This is a genomic window from Candidatus Caccoplasma merdavium, assembly GCA_018715595.1.
GTDB lineage: Bacteria > Bacteroidota > Bacteroidia > Bacteroidales > UBA11471 > Caccoplasma > Caccoplasma merdavium.
In genome coordinates this window covers 197,233-212,777 of sequence record DVLI01000026.1, presented here as the reverse complement: position 1 = coordinate 212,777, position 15,545 = coordinate 197,233, and the positions used below count along the sequence as shown (strand labels likewise).

Here is a 15,545-nt window from a genome sequence, read left to right as displayed (position 1 = left end):
GAACAGCTTTCCGATTTTAGATTATTATGGAGATTTTAGAGCAACTCTACTGAGCGTTTTACAAAGCGACTGAGGGCTTCGCCTTTGAGCATATTGTTGGAGAGGAGTGCCAAGTCGACCAGTTGGCGAACCAATTTGTTTTGTGCGGCATAGTTGCTGAGCAGGTCATTTTCCTGACGGCGCAAGGCAGCCACCTGGTCTTCTTTGTTTTTGAGGTTGTCTTTCTCCTCGGTGGGTATTTCGTCGCTTTTCTTGTTTTTGTTGGCTTCTTGCCACTTGGATATTTCGTCGTTCAACGAGTCGATTTGGCTGCGCAAGGGTGTGACTTCGGCATTGCAAGCCGCTTCGGCCTCGGTCAAGACACGTTGGGTCAACGGGTGTTGCGTGTTGACAATGAGGTTGTAGCTGTCGGGCATGTCTCCATAGAAACTCATGCCCGGTTGCATGGCCGACATATCTTTCATACGGCGCATAAACTCGTTTTGCGTGATGACGATGGGTTGTGCTGTTTCGCCGATGGCCTCGAACATGACCATGAATTCGGCTTTTTCGACTGTCGGAATCTGTGATTTGAAGACTGTGGTCATCATGTCGCGTTGTGCCGGCGAGAGTGCGACTTCGGCCTTCTCTTCCTTGCGTACGAGGTTTTCGACAATGTCGCTGTCGACGCGTACAAAACGGCTTTTTTCGAATTTCTGTTCGAGCATGCCGATAAAGTGAACGTCGAGTTGTCCGTCCATCAACAACACGCTGTATCCTTTGTTCTTGGCCGCTTCGATGTAGTTGTACTGGGCGATGCGGTCGGTGGCATAGATGTATATGAGCATCTTGTCTTTGTCGGTCTGTTCGGCTTCTATCAGCGTTTTGTATTCGTCGAAGGTGTAATATTTGTCGTCGGTGTCTTTGAGCAACGCGAATTTTTGGGCTTTCTCATAGAATTTCTCATCGGAAAGCATGCCGTATTCGATGAAGAGTTTGATGTCGTCCCACTTTTCTTCGAATTGTTTGCGGTCGTTGTTGAAGATTTCTTGCAGACGGTCGGCCACTTTCTTGGTGATGTAGGTCGATATTTTCTTGACGTTTGAGTCGCTTTGCAGGTATGAACGGGAGACATTCAGCGGAATATCGGGCGAATCGATGACTCCCTGCAACAGCATGAGGAAGTCGGGCACGATGCCTTCGACCGAATCGGTGACAAAGACCTGATTGCAATAGAGTTGTATGCGGTTTTTGTTGACGTCGAAATTGTTCCTGATTTTGGGAAAGTAGAGAATACCCGTCAGCTTGAAAGGATAATCGACGTTAAGGTGTATCCAGAAGAGCGGCTCGTCCATGGTGGGGTACAGCTCATGGTAGAATTTGCGATAGTCTTCGTCGGTAAGGTCGGTCGGTTTCTTGGTCCATGCCGGGGTGGTGTCGTTGATGACTTTGTCCTTGTCGGTATCGACATACTTGCCGTCTTTCCATTCTTGTTCTTTACCGAATACGACGGGAATGGGCAAGAAACGGCAGTACTTTTTGAGCAAAGTCTCGATTTCTCCCGCTTCGAGGAAATTCTTGTTTTCGTCGTCGATGTAGAGCACAATATCGGTACCGCGTTCAGGTTTGTCGATGTTTTCCATCGTGTACTCGGGCGAACCGTCGCAAGTCCACATTACGGCCTGAGCGCCTTCTTGATAGGAGCGGGTGCGTATTTCCACCTTTTTCGACACCATGAAAGAGGAGTAGAATCCCAGTCCGAAATGTCCGATGATGGCATTGGCGTCGTTTTTATATTTTTCGAGGAACTCCTCGGCCCCCGAGAAGGCGATTTGATTGATGTATTTCTCGATTTCTTCGGCGGTCATACCGATGCCGTGGTCTGAAACGGTGAGCGTGCCGGCATTTTTGTCGACGGAGACTTCGACGTTCATGTTACCCAATTCACCCTTGAAATCGCCTACGGCGGCCAAGGTTTTCAGTTTTTGGGTGGCGTCGACAGCATTCGAAACCAATTCTCTCAGGAAGATTTCATGATCGCTGTACAGGAATTTCTTGATAACGGGGAATATGTTATCGGTTGTTACCCCAATAGATCCTTTTTGCATGGTTTTTATGTTTATTTGTTATGTTCTGCCGGGGTGAAAACAAAAAAAATGCCAAACCCGAAGGTCTGACATTTTGACTTGTTTATCGGCTTGTTTTGTCAGCCGCTTTTTAGTTTTCTTGCAGTGTGGCAACGATTTTTTTCTGCTCGGCGTCATAGTCGAGACTGATGGTGCCGCCGTTTTTGTTTTCGCTGCGGAGTATGATTTCGGCGACCTCGTCTTCGAGATGGTTTTGTATGGCTCGTTTCAACGGTCGGGCACCGAATTGTATGTCATATCCTTTCTCTGCGACAAAGTTTTTGGCTGCATCGGAGAGCTCGATGTGGTATCCCAAGGCGGCGATGCGGTCATAGAATCCTTTGAGCTCGATGTCGATGATGCGGAATATCGACTCCTTGTTGAGCTGGTCGAATGTAATGATGTCGTCGATACGGTTCAGGAACTCGGGCGAAAATGCCTTGTTGAGCGATTTTTGAATAACCGACCGGGAGAGTTCTTTGTCGCTTACCGCACCGGTGTCGAATCCGATACCGCGTCCGAAATCTTTGAGTTGGCGGGTTCCCACGTTGGAGGTCATGATGATGATGGTATTCTTAAAGTCGACTTTGCGACCCAGGCTGTCGGTAATATGACCTTCGTCCATGATTTGCAGCAAGAGGTTGAAGACATCGGGGTGAGCTTTTTCGAGCTCATCGAGCAGTACGACCGAGTAGGGTTTGCGGCGCACCTTTTCGGTCAGTTGTCCGCCCTCTTCATATCCCACATATCCCGGAGGTGCACCGACCAACCGTGACACGGTGAATTTTTCCATGTATTCGCTCATGTCGACCCGTATGAGGGCATCGGGCGAGTCGAACAGGTATTCGGCCAGTTTCTTGGCCAAATAGGTTTTTCCGACACCTGTCGGGCCTAAGAACATGAAGGTGCCGATGGGTCGGTTGGGGTCTTTCAGCCCGACCCTGTTGCGGCGTATGGCTTTTACGATTTTGTCGACGGCCGAGTCTTGCCCGATGATGATGTTTTTGAGTTCGTTGCCCATCTCCAAGAGCTTTTTGCTTTCCGACGCGGCGACACGTTGTACGGGAACGCCCGACATCAAGGCCACTGTCGCGGCGATTTCTTCGGCGTCGACAACTTCGCGTTGTTCTTGTGACGACTCCTCCCAGCGACGTTTTTCCTCTTCGAGCTCGTTCATCAACGATTTCTCTTTGTCCCTGAAATTGGCGGCCAGCTCGAAGTTCTGAGATTTCACGGCCTCGATTTTCTCTTTGCGGGTATCTTCAATTTGCCCTTCGAGTTCTTCGATGCGGCGGGGCACTACGATGTGGGCGATGTGCACTCGCGAACCGGCTTCGTCGAGGGCATCGATGGCTTTATCGGGGAAGTTCCGGTCGCTGATGTATCGCTCGGTGAGTTTTACGCAGGCTTCAAGGGCTTCGGGAGTGTAGGTGACGTTGTGGTGGTCTTCATATCGCTCCTTGATGTTTTTCAATATCTGCAACGTCTCATCGGGCGATGTGGGGGCAACCATGATTTTTTGGAACCGGCGTTCGAGGGCTCCGTCTTTTTCGATGCTCTTGCGGTATTCGTCGAGGGTCGTGGCTCCGACGCATTGTATCTCTCCACGGGCCAGGGCCGGTTTCAACATGTTGGCGGCATCGAGTGTGCCGGTAGCGCCACCGGCTCCCACGATGGTGTGTATCTCGTCGATAAAGAGAATGATATTGGGGTTCTTGGCCAATTCGTTGAGTATGGCTTTGATGCGTTCTTCAAATTGCCCCCGGTATTTGGTGCCGGCTACAATCGACGCCATGTCGAGGGAAACAACCCGCTTGTCGAACAAGACCCGTGACACTTTCCTTTGCACGATGCGCAGGGCCAAGCCTTCAACGATGGCCGACTTGCCGACGCCGGGGTCTCCGATGAGAACCGGATTATTCTTTTTACGACGGCTGAGTATCTGAGCCAACCGCTCGATTTCCTTTTCTCTGCCAACGACCGGGTCGAGCCGGTTTTCTTCGGCGGCTTTTGTCATGTCGATGCCGAAGTTGTCGAGCACGGGCGTGTTGCTGCCGCTGTCCTTGGCTTGCATGGTCGAGGTCTTGTTCTCTTTTTTCTTGGAGAACGGACCGTCGTTTTCGACTTCATCGTCGTCTTCGTCCGCAAACTCGGGCCCCATCGAAGGAGTCGCGCTGTCGGCCTGGTTGTCGTAACTGTCGGCCGGACGGGAGGTGCCTGTCTTTACATAATCCAGCACGCTCTGATAGGATATTTCTTGGGCATTTAATGCCTGACATGCAATCGAGGACGGGTCACGCAATATGGCCAGTAAAAGATGCTCGGTGTCGGTGATGGGGTTTTTTAACAGCCTCGATTCGAGCAAACTCATTTTCAGTATTTTATCGGTGCTTTTGGCTACGGCGGTTTCTTGCGAAGGGGAGGCTTCGGCCGGAGTGTCGCAGGGGTGAGAGAGGAGCAATTCCTCGACGGCAGTTTTCAATCGCTCGGGTTGTATGCCCAAGTAACGCAATGCCTCGACGGCCTTGCCGGTGCCGTCTCTCAGTATGCCTAACAACAAGTGTTCAGGTCCGATAATGGGGGTGTGCAGGCGTTCAGCTTCTTCCCGGCTGTATCCCAAGACATTACGCACTCGTTGTGAAAAGTTTCTTTCCATAAAATCGGTTATTTATGTTTTAGCCGCTGCAAATATACAACTTTCGGCGCGTATATAAGCAATCTTATTCTTTCCCTGCAAATTGTGTGCCGATTTGCAGAACGATGGGTCGTGCCGCCTTCTTCCTGCCGTTTTGACAGATGGAAATGGGGTGGGGAAAGACCCGTTTTGAAAAATCTTGTTAACAGAAGTTGGGCAAAGTGGGAGAAAAAGTTTTTATGAGTGAAAAATTTTTCTAATCGGGAAGAAAGTTGTATCTTAGTGCTGTTTTTTACATCACTCAAAAAAGATAAAAATTCGAATACATGGCGACAGAACAAGATGATAGAATTTTGAAAATTGATATCGAAAAAGAGATGAAACAATCCTACATCGATTATTCGATGTCGGTCATTGTGGCAAGGGCATTGCCTGATGTCCGGGACGGATTCAAACCCGTGCATCGTCGGGTTCTTTTCGGTATGAATGAACTGGGAAATACATCGAATAAACCTTATAAAAAATCGGCAAGAATCGTGGGTGAAGTGTTGGGTAAGTATCACCCGCACGGAGACTCGTCGGTCTATTTTGCCATGGTGCGCATGGGACAAGATTGGTCGTTGCGCTATCCGCTTGTCGACGGCCAGGGAAACTATGGCTCTATCGACGGCGACAGCCCTGCTGCCATGCGTTATACCGAAGCCCGTCTCTCGCGCATTGCCGAAGAAATGTTGCGTGACATCGACAAGGAGACTGTCGATTTTCAGAAAAACTTCGACGACACCCTCGATGAGCCCGTGGTATTGCCGACCCGCATTCCCAACCTGCTGGTAAACGGCGCATCGGGTATTGCCGTGGGTATGGCTACCAATATGCCGCCTCACAACCTTACCGAAACCATCAATGCGATAATCGCTTTTATCGACAACCGCGATATTACCATCGAGGAGTTGATGCAGCATATCAAAGCGCCAGACTTCCCGACCGGAGGCTATATATATGGATATAATGGTGTCAAGGAAGCCTATGAGACCGGCCGCGGACGCATTGTCATTCGCGCCAAGGCCGAGATTGAAACCGAAGGAAACCGAGAAAAGATCATCATATCGGAAATCCCCTATGGCGTAAATAAGGCCGACCTTATCAAAAGTATTGCAGAACTTGTTGTCGATAAGCGCATCGATGGCATATCCAATGTCAATGATGAATCCGACCGTTCGGGCATGCGCATTGTGGTAGACATCAAGAAAGACGCCAATTCGAGTGTCGTTCTCAACAAATTGTATAAACTCACCGCATTGCAGTCGTCGTTCAGTGTAAACAACATCGCATTGCTCAAAGGCCGTCCCGTCACGCTCAACCTGAAACAGCTTATCGAGGAGTTCTATAACCATCGTCATGAGGTGGTTATACGCCGCACCCGTTATGAGTTGAGAAAGGCCGAAGAGAGAGCCCATATTCTCGAAGGTCTTATAATTGCCTGCGACCATATCGATGAGATTGTACAAATCATAAAAACGTCTCAAACACCTGAGGTCGCTCGCACTCGTTTGATGGAGCGTTTCTCGCTCTCGGAAATACAGGCATCGGCCATTGTCGATATGCGTTTGCGTCAAATCACGGGTCTCATGCAAGACAAGTTGCATGAGGAGTATGATGCTCTCATGAGACAAATCGATTTCTTCCACAAAATACTTTCGGAAGATGCTGTTTGTGTGCAAGTTATCAAAGATGAGCTCATCGAAATCAGAGATAAATATGGTGATGAGCGTAAGACGCAAATCATATATTCCTCGGAGGAGTTCAATGCCGAAGATTTTTATGCTGATGACGAAATGATTATTACCATTTCGCACCTCGGATATATCAAGCGTACGCCGCTATCGGAGTTCCGTGCCCAAAATCGGGGCGGAGTAGGAGCCAAAGGCAGTGATACGCGAGATGAAGACTTCATCGAATACATCTATCCGGCCTCGATGCACAATTACATGTTGTTCTTTACCCAAAAAGGAAAATGTTTCTGGCTTAAAGTGTATGAAATTCCCGAAGGGGCGAAGAACTCAAAAGGCAGAGCGATACAGAATTTGCTCAACATCGATGCCGATGATAAGGTCAATGCATTTATTCGGGTGAAGAAATTACAAGACCCGGAATACAACTTGACACACAATCTGATTTTCTGTACCAAAAAAGGCGTGATAAAGAAGACTCGCCTCGAAGCATATTCACGCCCGCGGACCAATGGTGTGAATGCCATTACCATTCGCGAAGATGACCAGGTGATACAAGTGCGTCTGACGACCGGAAACAGCGAAATCATCATGGCCAATCGCGAAGGTCGCGCCATTCGTTTCCACGAAACGACTGTGCGTGAAATGGGGCGTACGGCAACCGGTGTGAAAGGTATGACTCTCGACGAGAATGTCAACGACGAAGTGGTAGGAATGATTTGTGTGAACGATCCCGAAACCGAAACTATCATGGTCGTGTCGGAGCAAGGTTATGGTAAACGCTCGGAAATAGAGGACTATCGCATCACCAACCGAGGCGGAAAGGGCGTTAAGACATTGAATATCACTCCGAAAACAGGCAAATTGGTAGCCATCAAAAATGTAACCGATGAGAATGATTTGGTGATTATCAACAAGTCGGGAATCACGTTGCGCATCAAAGTCGCCGATATTCGGGTGATGGGGCGTGCCACACAGGGTGTTCGCCTCATCAATCTCGAAAAACGAAACGACGAAATTGCTTCGGTATGCAAGGTCGCTTCCGATACGACGGACGAAATGCCCGAATCGGCCGATACCCCGATAAATGAGATCGGAGATACAACACCTGAATCAGAAAATGAAATACAATAAAAACTCGAACCTAAAATTCAGAAAGATGAAAAAGATTTTTCTATTCGCTGTACTTTGCTTGGTTGGCGGTACGGCGTTTGCCCAGAAAAAAAATGTTTCGCGGGCAAATAACGAACTCAAACAAGAAAAGCCCAATTATGAAGAAGCTCGTCAGTTGGTCAAAGAGGCAAGAGAAAATCCTGAGACGCAAAATGATGCCCGCACTTGGTGGGTATCGGCCGAGGTAGAAGATGCCATTTTCCTTGAAAATGACAAAAAAAGGGTGACCAACCAGTCGTTTGACGATGCCTCGATGTATAAAGCCTTGGAAGACGAGTATGCTTTCCTCCAACAAGCTCTCTATCTCGACTCGCTGCCCAATGCAAAGGGTAAAGTTTCACCCAAATACTCCAAGAGGATAATCGAGCGTATTCATGAACGCCATCTGAGTTTCTGGGACGCAGCTGTCATTTCCTATAAGAACCAGGATTATAAGAAAGCCTATGAAATGTGGAATACCTATCTGCTTATTCCTGAGAAATATGGTATCAGCGAAGCCCGACAGAAACAGCTCGAAGAGTCGGGTACCGTAGATAGCACCTATATTTTCGGCCGTTATTATGCTGCATTGGCTGCTTACATCTCAAAAGACTATGAATTGGCAATTCCGGCTCTCAACCGCGCCAAGGAAAGTGACTATGATGTAATGACTATTTACCAATGTTTGAATGAGTTGTATACAAATCAGAAAGACAGTGCCAACATGTTTGCCATCTCGCAAGAAGCTGTTGAACGCTTGGGTATCAACAAAGATACTGAGAACTTTTTGTTGCAGATGATTAACATATACATTGCAAAGAATCAGATAAATGAGGCTATTGCATATCTCGACAAAGCTATCGCCGCCAATCCGCGTGCCGAATACTATAAGGTAAAAGGCCGTCTCTATGAGGAGATTTCTAATGAAGCCGAAGCCATAGCTTGTTTTGAGAAAGCTCTTGAAATCAACCCGCAGTTGGCTGATGTGTGGAGCGAAATGGGCCGTATCTATTATAATAAAGCCTATGAGGAAAGTCAAGAGATAAACAAGATCAAAGATGACAAGGCATATCTAAAAGCCCGTGAAGAGCGTATTTTCCCGCTTTATCGCAAAGCATTGCCTTATTACGAAAAGGCTTACTCAATCGACCCGACAAATGCCGATTGCGTATTTGCCTTGAAAGGTATATACTATACACTTGGAATGGAGGATAAACTGAAATCTCTTGAAGGTAAATGATCTGAAACCCTAAACTTGAATAATTGAAATAAAGGCACATGGCGAAATGTCTAATAAGCTGTGTGTCTTTATTTATTGCTATTAAAGAAATTGAAATGGAATTTATATTAGACTTTGTCCTGCACATCGACAGATATATGGTGGAAATCGTGAGAGATTACCACACATGGACGTATGCCATACTGTTTTTGATTATTTTCTGTGAAACAGGTTTGGTTGTAACCCCATTTTTGCCGGGCGATTCTTTGCTGTTTGTTGCAGGAGCTATTGCCGCTCAACCGGATATGCCGCTCAATGTTCATATCCTTGCCCTTGTCGTTTTTGCAGCTGCCGTATTGGGGGATTCCTGTAATTATGAAATAGGCCGTTTTCTGGGTGCGAAATTGTTCCGCAATCCCAATTCAAAGATATTCAAGCAGCAATATCTTGACAAAACACATGAGTTTTACAAGAAATATGGAGGAAAGACCATCATCATAGCCCGTTTTGTGCCCATCGTGCGGACATTTGCACCTTTTGTGGCCGGCATGGGTAAGATGCATTATTACTATTTTATTGCATTCAATATTATTGGTGGAGCCTTGTGGGTTGCATTGTTTTGTTATGTCGGTTATTTTTTCGGAGATCTCCCGTTTGTTCAACAGAACTTGAAGGTGTTGATTGTCGCCATTATTTTCGTCTCATTGTTGCCGGCTATTATAGAAGTGCTCCGTGCCAAAATGAAGAACAATAACAAGGAGGCGTAAAAGCATAAGGTTCATTCTTATGATATGCTTTTTTGGTAATCAAGTGATAGGGAATATGTTAATGTATTCCCTATGTTTTTTTACTTAACATAATATAGATTATGGGACAAATATACATGGAGACAATAAGGTGTGATGTTGCATGTTTTACACCGAATAGCTTTATCTTTGCACATGTAAGGATGGAAACTCCGTACGGATAATATGGTTGTGCGTCGTTATAAGGAACTGACGAACTGTGATGTGGCGCGATTGAGAAATATATAAAAGCATATAGAGAATTAACAAAATAACATTAGTCGAAGGATAAAGATGGAAAAGTTTTCCGAGGAATTTTGGCGTTTTGTGAAGGAGCATCAAGATGATGATGTTCATCGGCTTCGATTGAAGTATGCCGGTCGACACGACGAACAGCTTGATTGGGCTATTGATCAAATAGAAGTTCGAAAGAAAGTGGACCGTAAATTGCCTCTGTTTTTCCAAAACGAAACTTTACTTTTTCCTTCGGTATTATCTGCCGAACAGTGTTCGTCCGAAGACACGGCGATTTATAAGCAACATTTGGTTTCGGGACGTTTCGACACGATATGTGATCTCACGGGTGGCTTGGGTATTGACTCATATTATTTGGCTGCTGTTGCGTCGCGACTCACATATATTGAACGTTTTCCCCATTATTGCGATGTCGCCCGGCACAATTTTGAGGTACTACGGCAAAAGAATATTGAAGTACGGAATATCGATTGCCGGGACTATTTGTCGCAACCGCACACTCCTCACGCCCTTTACTATATCGACCCGGCTCGTCGTGGTGTCGGGAATAAACGCCTCTATAACTTGGCGGATTGTGAACCGTCTGTTGCAGAGATACTTCCTATTGTCTTTGCTGAGCATGCCGCTCTCCTGCTCAAAGCTTCGCCTATGCTTGATATAACACAGACAATCAGAGATTTCTCTCACATATCTCAGATTCATGTGGTGGCGGTAAGGAACGAATGTAAAGAAATTCTTTTCTTGTTTGAACCTTATTATCAAGGAATTCCGCAAATATATTGTGCCCATGAAACGACAGAAAGAGATTGGCAAACGTTCACTTTTTCTCTTGAAGAAGAAGCTCTTCTCCCCTCCTCTCCCGATGCTGAGTTGAAAACCTATCTGTATGAGCCCAACAGTGCCATAATGAAGGCCGGTGCATTTAAGTCGGTCGCGGTGAAGTATGGACTTGATAAGTTGGCTGTGAACACCCATCTTTATACCGCAGATCGTTATCTGGCCGATTTTCCCGGACGGATATTCGAGATTATAGAGGTAGTCCCTTTTTCGAAGCAGATTTTGAAGCGTTTGGCGAGCCGATACCCGCAAGCCAACGTTTCGATACGCAACTTCCCCCTTGCTGCGGAAGAAGTGCGTCGACTTGGCGCTATCAAGGACGGTGGAGACATCTATCTTTTTGCAACGACGATAAATGGCAGAAAGACAATGATTTATTGCAAGAAAAAGATGCCGTTTTAGCGTTTGAATGCCCGGTCGATTTGGCGTTTGTCTTCACGTTCTTTTATGGATTCGCGCTTATCATAGATTTTTTTGCCTTTGGCTACGGCTACGACCAACTTGGCCAAACCTCGGTCATTAATGAACAACCGGGTGGGAATAATCGAAAATCCCGACTCTTTTGAGATTTTCTGCATTTTATCCAACTCTTTGTGTGTCAGCAGTAATTTGCGATCACGACGTGTTGAGTGGTTGTTGTAGGTGCCATAAAAATATTCGGCAATATACATGTTCTTTACCCACAATTCTCCATTGTTGAAAAAGCAGAACGTGTCGGAAAGCCCCGCTTTACCCAGGCGTATCGATTTTATTTCAGTTCCGGTGAGAACGATACCCGCCGTGTAGGTGTCGAGCAAGTCGTAGTCAAATGAAGCGCGACGGTTTTTTATATTGATGGGTGCAAGTTTCATTCGTAAAAATAAATTATTGGTTCATACCCGGCATGATCAGGTAAAGGATACGTTCTACAACAATGGGAATCACCAAAACAAGAATGGTGACTATGAGCGTGAAAATTTTTCGTCGGGAGTCGTCGACATGCAGGAAAAATTTGGCTCCCGTCCAAATAACATAGAATATGGCCAGTATGGCATATTCAAGAAACGAGAAACCTTTGGGCAAAATGTTGACGACAATGTCGACGGTCATATACAATGACAATAACGAACCTACAAAGCGCTCGATTACTTCTTTTTCTTTTTTCAGCGAGAAATAAGGCTGAATTTCTTTGAGGATAAACGCCAGGAAATAAAATCCGATAAAGAATTTGACAAATTCTACAATCGCCAGTCGCAGGACATATTCCAAATTGTTGGAATTGAATTCATTCCCTATTAAATGGCAAAAACAAGACAATGCAGCCATACCCATTACCGGATATAAAAACCGGTTAAAAAAAAGTGCATGGGCAGCCTCTCCCTGTTCTGCCATCTTTTGCCAAGTAACAGAGGGTCGGGTTATCAGTTGATATATGCGTATGAGTATATCTTTAAACATGATATGTTGGCAACGATTACATGGGCAAAATTACGAAAAAAACGACTATGTGAAAATTCTTCTTCTCAAATTCGAAGCAATTAATATAATTTGATTTTTTGTCAGACGAGAATCTTTATCCACACAAGTACTACGGATTCCCAATCGTGTGAAATAATGTTAACAAATGGTTTTGGTCGCCTAAATAGGGGGCAGATTTGGTATAAATACCTATTTTTGTAATCGTGTATGCTTGACTTTTTTACGGCTGTGGAATTCTATTCTATACGGAAGTGAGAAACTTTCAAGGTGCAAATTTTTGAAAACGAATTGATTCGCAATCGTTTAAGATGGCGGAAAAAGAGAGAATTGTATAATAAATAAAATAGAATAGAATGAAAAATGGAGGAAAATGAAGAGCGGGTGTGGTTGCCTTTGCAAACCCGATATAACAAAGAACTTCTGATAGCCCAATTCCTCAGAGATCAACAAATAGAGTTTTATATCCCCATGATGTATGAGTTACGAGATGCACGAAGCGATACCTCGCGTAGTGAGCATGTCTTGGTACCGGCCGTTCACAATTTGTTGTTCGTGCATCACACATATGATAAGAATTGGTGTAAGGACTTGATGAAAAGAGCGCCCCACCCTATTTATTTTTTAAAAAAGGAACGTACAGTCGATGATTATTGCATCGTACCGACGAAAGAGATGCAGAATTTCATAAGAGCTACCGACCCTTCCATTCAAGGCACAAGATTTATTGATCCTCATAAACTTAAAGACAAGAGGGTCTCCGAAGTCCGTATAATAAAGAAAGGCCCCTTATTCGGTTTAACCGGGAAATTCCTTCGATATGGCGGTCGTCATTATATAGCTATTGAGGTGAATGGTAGTGCGGCTCTGCTGAAAGTGAGTTACACATGGTGTGAAGAACTTGTATCGGAATAATAATATCAACAAAACGAATCATAAAAAAGTCAATCAATGAGAAAACTTTTTATTCGCGGATTATTTGTAATCCTCTGTGGGGCCATAACCGTACCGGTTTCGGCTCAGAGTATGAGCGACGCCCAAGTATTGGAATATGTAAAACAGGGATTGAGTGAAGGAAAAGATCAACGCGTGCTGGCTACGGAGTTGGCACGAAGAGGTGTGACCGAAGAACAGGCTCGTCGTGTAAAGCAACTATATGACCAGCAGAATAATGCGGCCAGCGACCAAATTTCCGGTACGGCAAAAGCCGAAGCTCGTTTGCGAGAGCAGGTCAGTGACGAAAGTACGGCTATGATGGAAAGCCGGGAAAAACCCCAAGATGTCGCAAGAGAAAATCAAGTATATGGTCGCAATATTTTCAATACGAGGAATTTGACTTTTGAACCGAGTGTCAATATCCCGACTCCGCTAAATTATCGACTGGGTGCGGGTGATGAAGTGATTATCGATATTTGGGGAGCAAGTCAGAATACCATTCGTCAACAAATCTCACCCGAAGGCACAATCAATATCGGGGAACTTGGTCCGCTCTATCTCAGCGGAATGACGATGGAACAGGCTCAGAAATTCCTGACGAAGGAGTTGCGTAAAATTTATTCCGATGCCAACAACCAGATACGAGTTACGTTGGGAAATACGCGCACGATTCAAATCAATGTCATGGGTGAAGTCGTGCAACCGGGCACATATGCCCTATCGGCATTCTCGACGGTATTTCATGCCCTTTACCGTGCCGGCGGTGTAAATGGAATCGGTAGTTTGCGAGATGTGCAGTTGGTGCGTAATGGGAAAAAGGTGGCAACCATAGATGTGTATGATTTTATCATGCAAGGGAAAACACAAGACGATATTCGATTGGAAGAAGGCGATGTAGTCATTGTTCCCGCCTATGAATCCTTGGTGCAGATTGCCGGAAACGTTAAACGGCCGATGCGCTATGAGATGAAGGCGGGTGAAACCCTCGAAAAACTGATTGAATATGCCGGTGGATTTACCAGTGACGCGTATACCAAAAATTTGCGTATGGTGCGCCAAAACGGGAAAGAGTATCAAGTCAATACAATCGATGATGTCGATTATGCCATCTGCCAACTTGCCGACGGTGATGTAATTACGGCCGAATCCATTCTCGACAGATTCTCAAACAAACTTGAAATCCGTGGTGCCGTATATCGTCCCGGAATATATGAACTTGATGAAAACGTGAATACGGTAAAGGCCCTTATTGCAAGGGCCGACAGTCTCACCGACGATGCCTTTACGGCCAGAGCGGTCCTTTATCGCTTGCGCGATAACATGACCCGCGAGGTGCAGCAAATTGATATTGCCGCCCTCATGAATGGCTCGATACCCGATATTGAGTTACGGCGGAACGATGTTTTGTTTATCCCGAGTATTCATGATATCAGTGCTCTTGGTGATGTGCAAATTGCCGGAGAAGTGATGCAACCCGGCTCCTACCCTTATGCCGACAATATGACGCTCGAAGATTTGGTCATTGCAGCAGGTGGTTTGCGCGATGCGGCTTCCTTGGTGCGAGTCGACATTTCCCGCCGTATCAAGAACCCGACAAGTACCGAAGATACCCGAGAGTTGGGCGAGATGTTTACATTTGCATTGAAAGACGGTTTCGTGGTCGATGGTGAACCCGGATTTGTCCTTCAACCCTATGACCAGGTGTTCGTGAGACGCAGTCCGGTATACAGTGAACAGAAAAATGTCGCAATTTCGGGCGAAGTCCTTTATGGAGGAACTTATACCATAACCCAGAAGGACGAACGCCTCAGCGACTTGGTGGAAAAAGCGGGTGGGACAACGCAATTTGCCTATGTACGAGGAGCCAAGTTAATGCGTAAAGCGAATGCCGAAGAATTGAAACGTATGCAAGATGTCATTCTGTTGCTGCGTCGTCAAATTGGAGAAGAAAAAGTCGATTCTTTGGGCATTAAAGTCGATACGACATATTCAGTGGGGATAGACCTTGTGGCTGCCCTGAAATCTCCGGGAAGTGATGCCGATATTGTTTTGCGCGAAGGCGATGTCCTTATCGTTCCCGAATACAATAATACGGTGAAAATCAACGGAGCCGTGATGCAACCCAATGTGGTATCATACAAAAAAGGCAAAAACGTGAAATATTACATCGGCCAAGCCGGCGGCTATGGAGCGTTGGCCAAGAAGAATAAGAAATATATCATATACATGAATGGCCAAATAGCCGTGGTAAAACGACGCGGAAACGGCATGGTGGAACCCGGCTGTGAAATTGTCGTTCCCAACAGGCGGCCGAGACAAGCCAATTGGGGAAATGTCCTGGCGTCTTTGTCGGCCGTGACATCGATAGGAACAATGGCTGCCACTATTGCCAACTTGGCAAAATAAATTACTCATCAAGGAACAAGAGGTTATCTT

Annotated in this window: 10 protein-coding genes; 6 read left to right on the top strand and 4 right to left on the bottom strand. The window is 45.9% G+C overall.

The features are described 5' to 3' along the window. Positions 1-35: 35 nt before the first annotated feature. Positions 36-2,087, bottom strand: a complete 2,052-nt coding sequence (htpG, locus tag IAD09_09435) for a molecular chaperone HtpG (GenBank protein HIT82444.1) — start codon at positions 2,085-2,087, stop codon at positions 36-38. Between the two features lie 109 nt (positions 2,088-2,196). Continuing rightward, on the bottom strand, positions 2,197-4,761 hold the full coding sequence (locus tag IAD09_09430; protein HIT82443.1) for an ATP-dependent Clp protease ATP-binding subunit: 2,565 nt from the start codon (positions 4,759-4,761) through the stop codon (positions 2,197-2,199). A 305-nt stretch (positions 4,762-5,066) separates the two neighbouring features. Between IAD09_09430 and gyrA the strand changes: the two genes are divergently transcribed. The 4 genes from gyrA (at position 5,067) to IAD09_09410 (ending at position 11,120) form a co-directional block, all read left to right on the top strand. Further along, positions 5,067-7,604: a DNA gyrase subunit A gene (gene gyrA / locus IAD09_09425; protein HIT82442.1), complete on the top strand. Its 2,538-nt coding sequence runs from the start codon at positions 5,067-5,069 to the stop codon at positions 7,602-7,604. 25 nt (positions 7,605-7,629) lie between these two features. Further along, entirely contained in the window at positions 7,630-8,862 is a 1,233-nt protein-coding gene (locus IAD09_09420; protein HIT82441.1) for a tetratricopeptide repeat protein, read from the top strand. A gap of 95 nt (positions 8,863-8,957) precedes the next feature. Then, positions 8,958-9,608 (top strand): DedA family protein, encoded by a 651-nt coding sequence (locus IAD09_09415; protein ID HIT82440.1) that lies wholly within the window; start codon positions 8,958-8,960, stop codon positions 9,606-9,608. Between the two features lie 312 nt (positions 9,609-9,920). Then, a complete protein-coding gene (locus IAD09_09410) occupies positions 9,921-11,120 on the top strand; it encodes an SAM-dependent methyltransferase (GenBank protein ID HIT82439.1) in 1,200 nt (399 codons plus the stop codon). On the opposite strand, the gene smpB is transcribed toward IAD09_09410, so the two are convergent. Both smpB and IAD09_09400 read right to left on the bottom strand, forming a co-directional pair. After that, on the bottom strand, positions 11,117-11,569 hold the full coding sequence (smpB, locus tag IAD09_09405) for an SsrA-binding protein (GenBank protein ID HIT82438.1): 453 nt from the start codon (positions 11,567-11,569) through the stop codon (positions 11,117-11,119). The two genes, IAD09_09410 and smpB, sit on opposite strands and share 4 nt — an antisense overlap. Positions 11,570-11,582: 13 nt before the next feature. Then, positions 11,583-12,023: a hypothetical protein gene (locus IAD09_09400; GenBank protein ID HIT82437.1), complete on the bottom strand. Its 441-nt coding sequence runs from the start codon at positions 12,021-12,023 to the stop codon at positions 11,583-11,585. Positions 12,024-12,536: 513 nt separating this feature from the next. Between IAD09_09400 and IAD09_09395 the strand changes: the two genes are divergently transcribed. Then, the gene (locus tag IAD09_09395; protein HIT82436.1) at positions 12,537-13,088 is read left to right on the top strand and encodes a UpxY family transcription antiterminator; all 552 of its coding nucleotides are present in this window, start codon (positions 12,537-12,539) and stop codon (positions 13,086-13,088) included. A 36-nt stretch (positions 13,089-13,124) separates the two neighbouring features. Continuing rightward, the gene (locus tag IAD09_09390) at positions 13,125-15,515 is read left to right on the top strand and encodes an SLBB domain-containing protein (GenBank protein ID HIT82435.1); all 2,391 of its coding nucleotides are present in this window, start codon (positions 13,125-13,127) and stop codon (positions 15,513-15,515) included. Positions 15,516-15,545 lie beyond the last annotated feature (30 nt).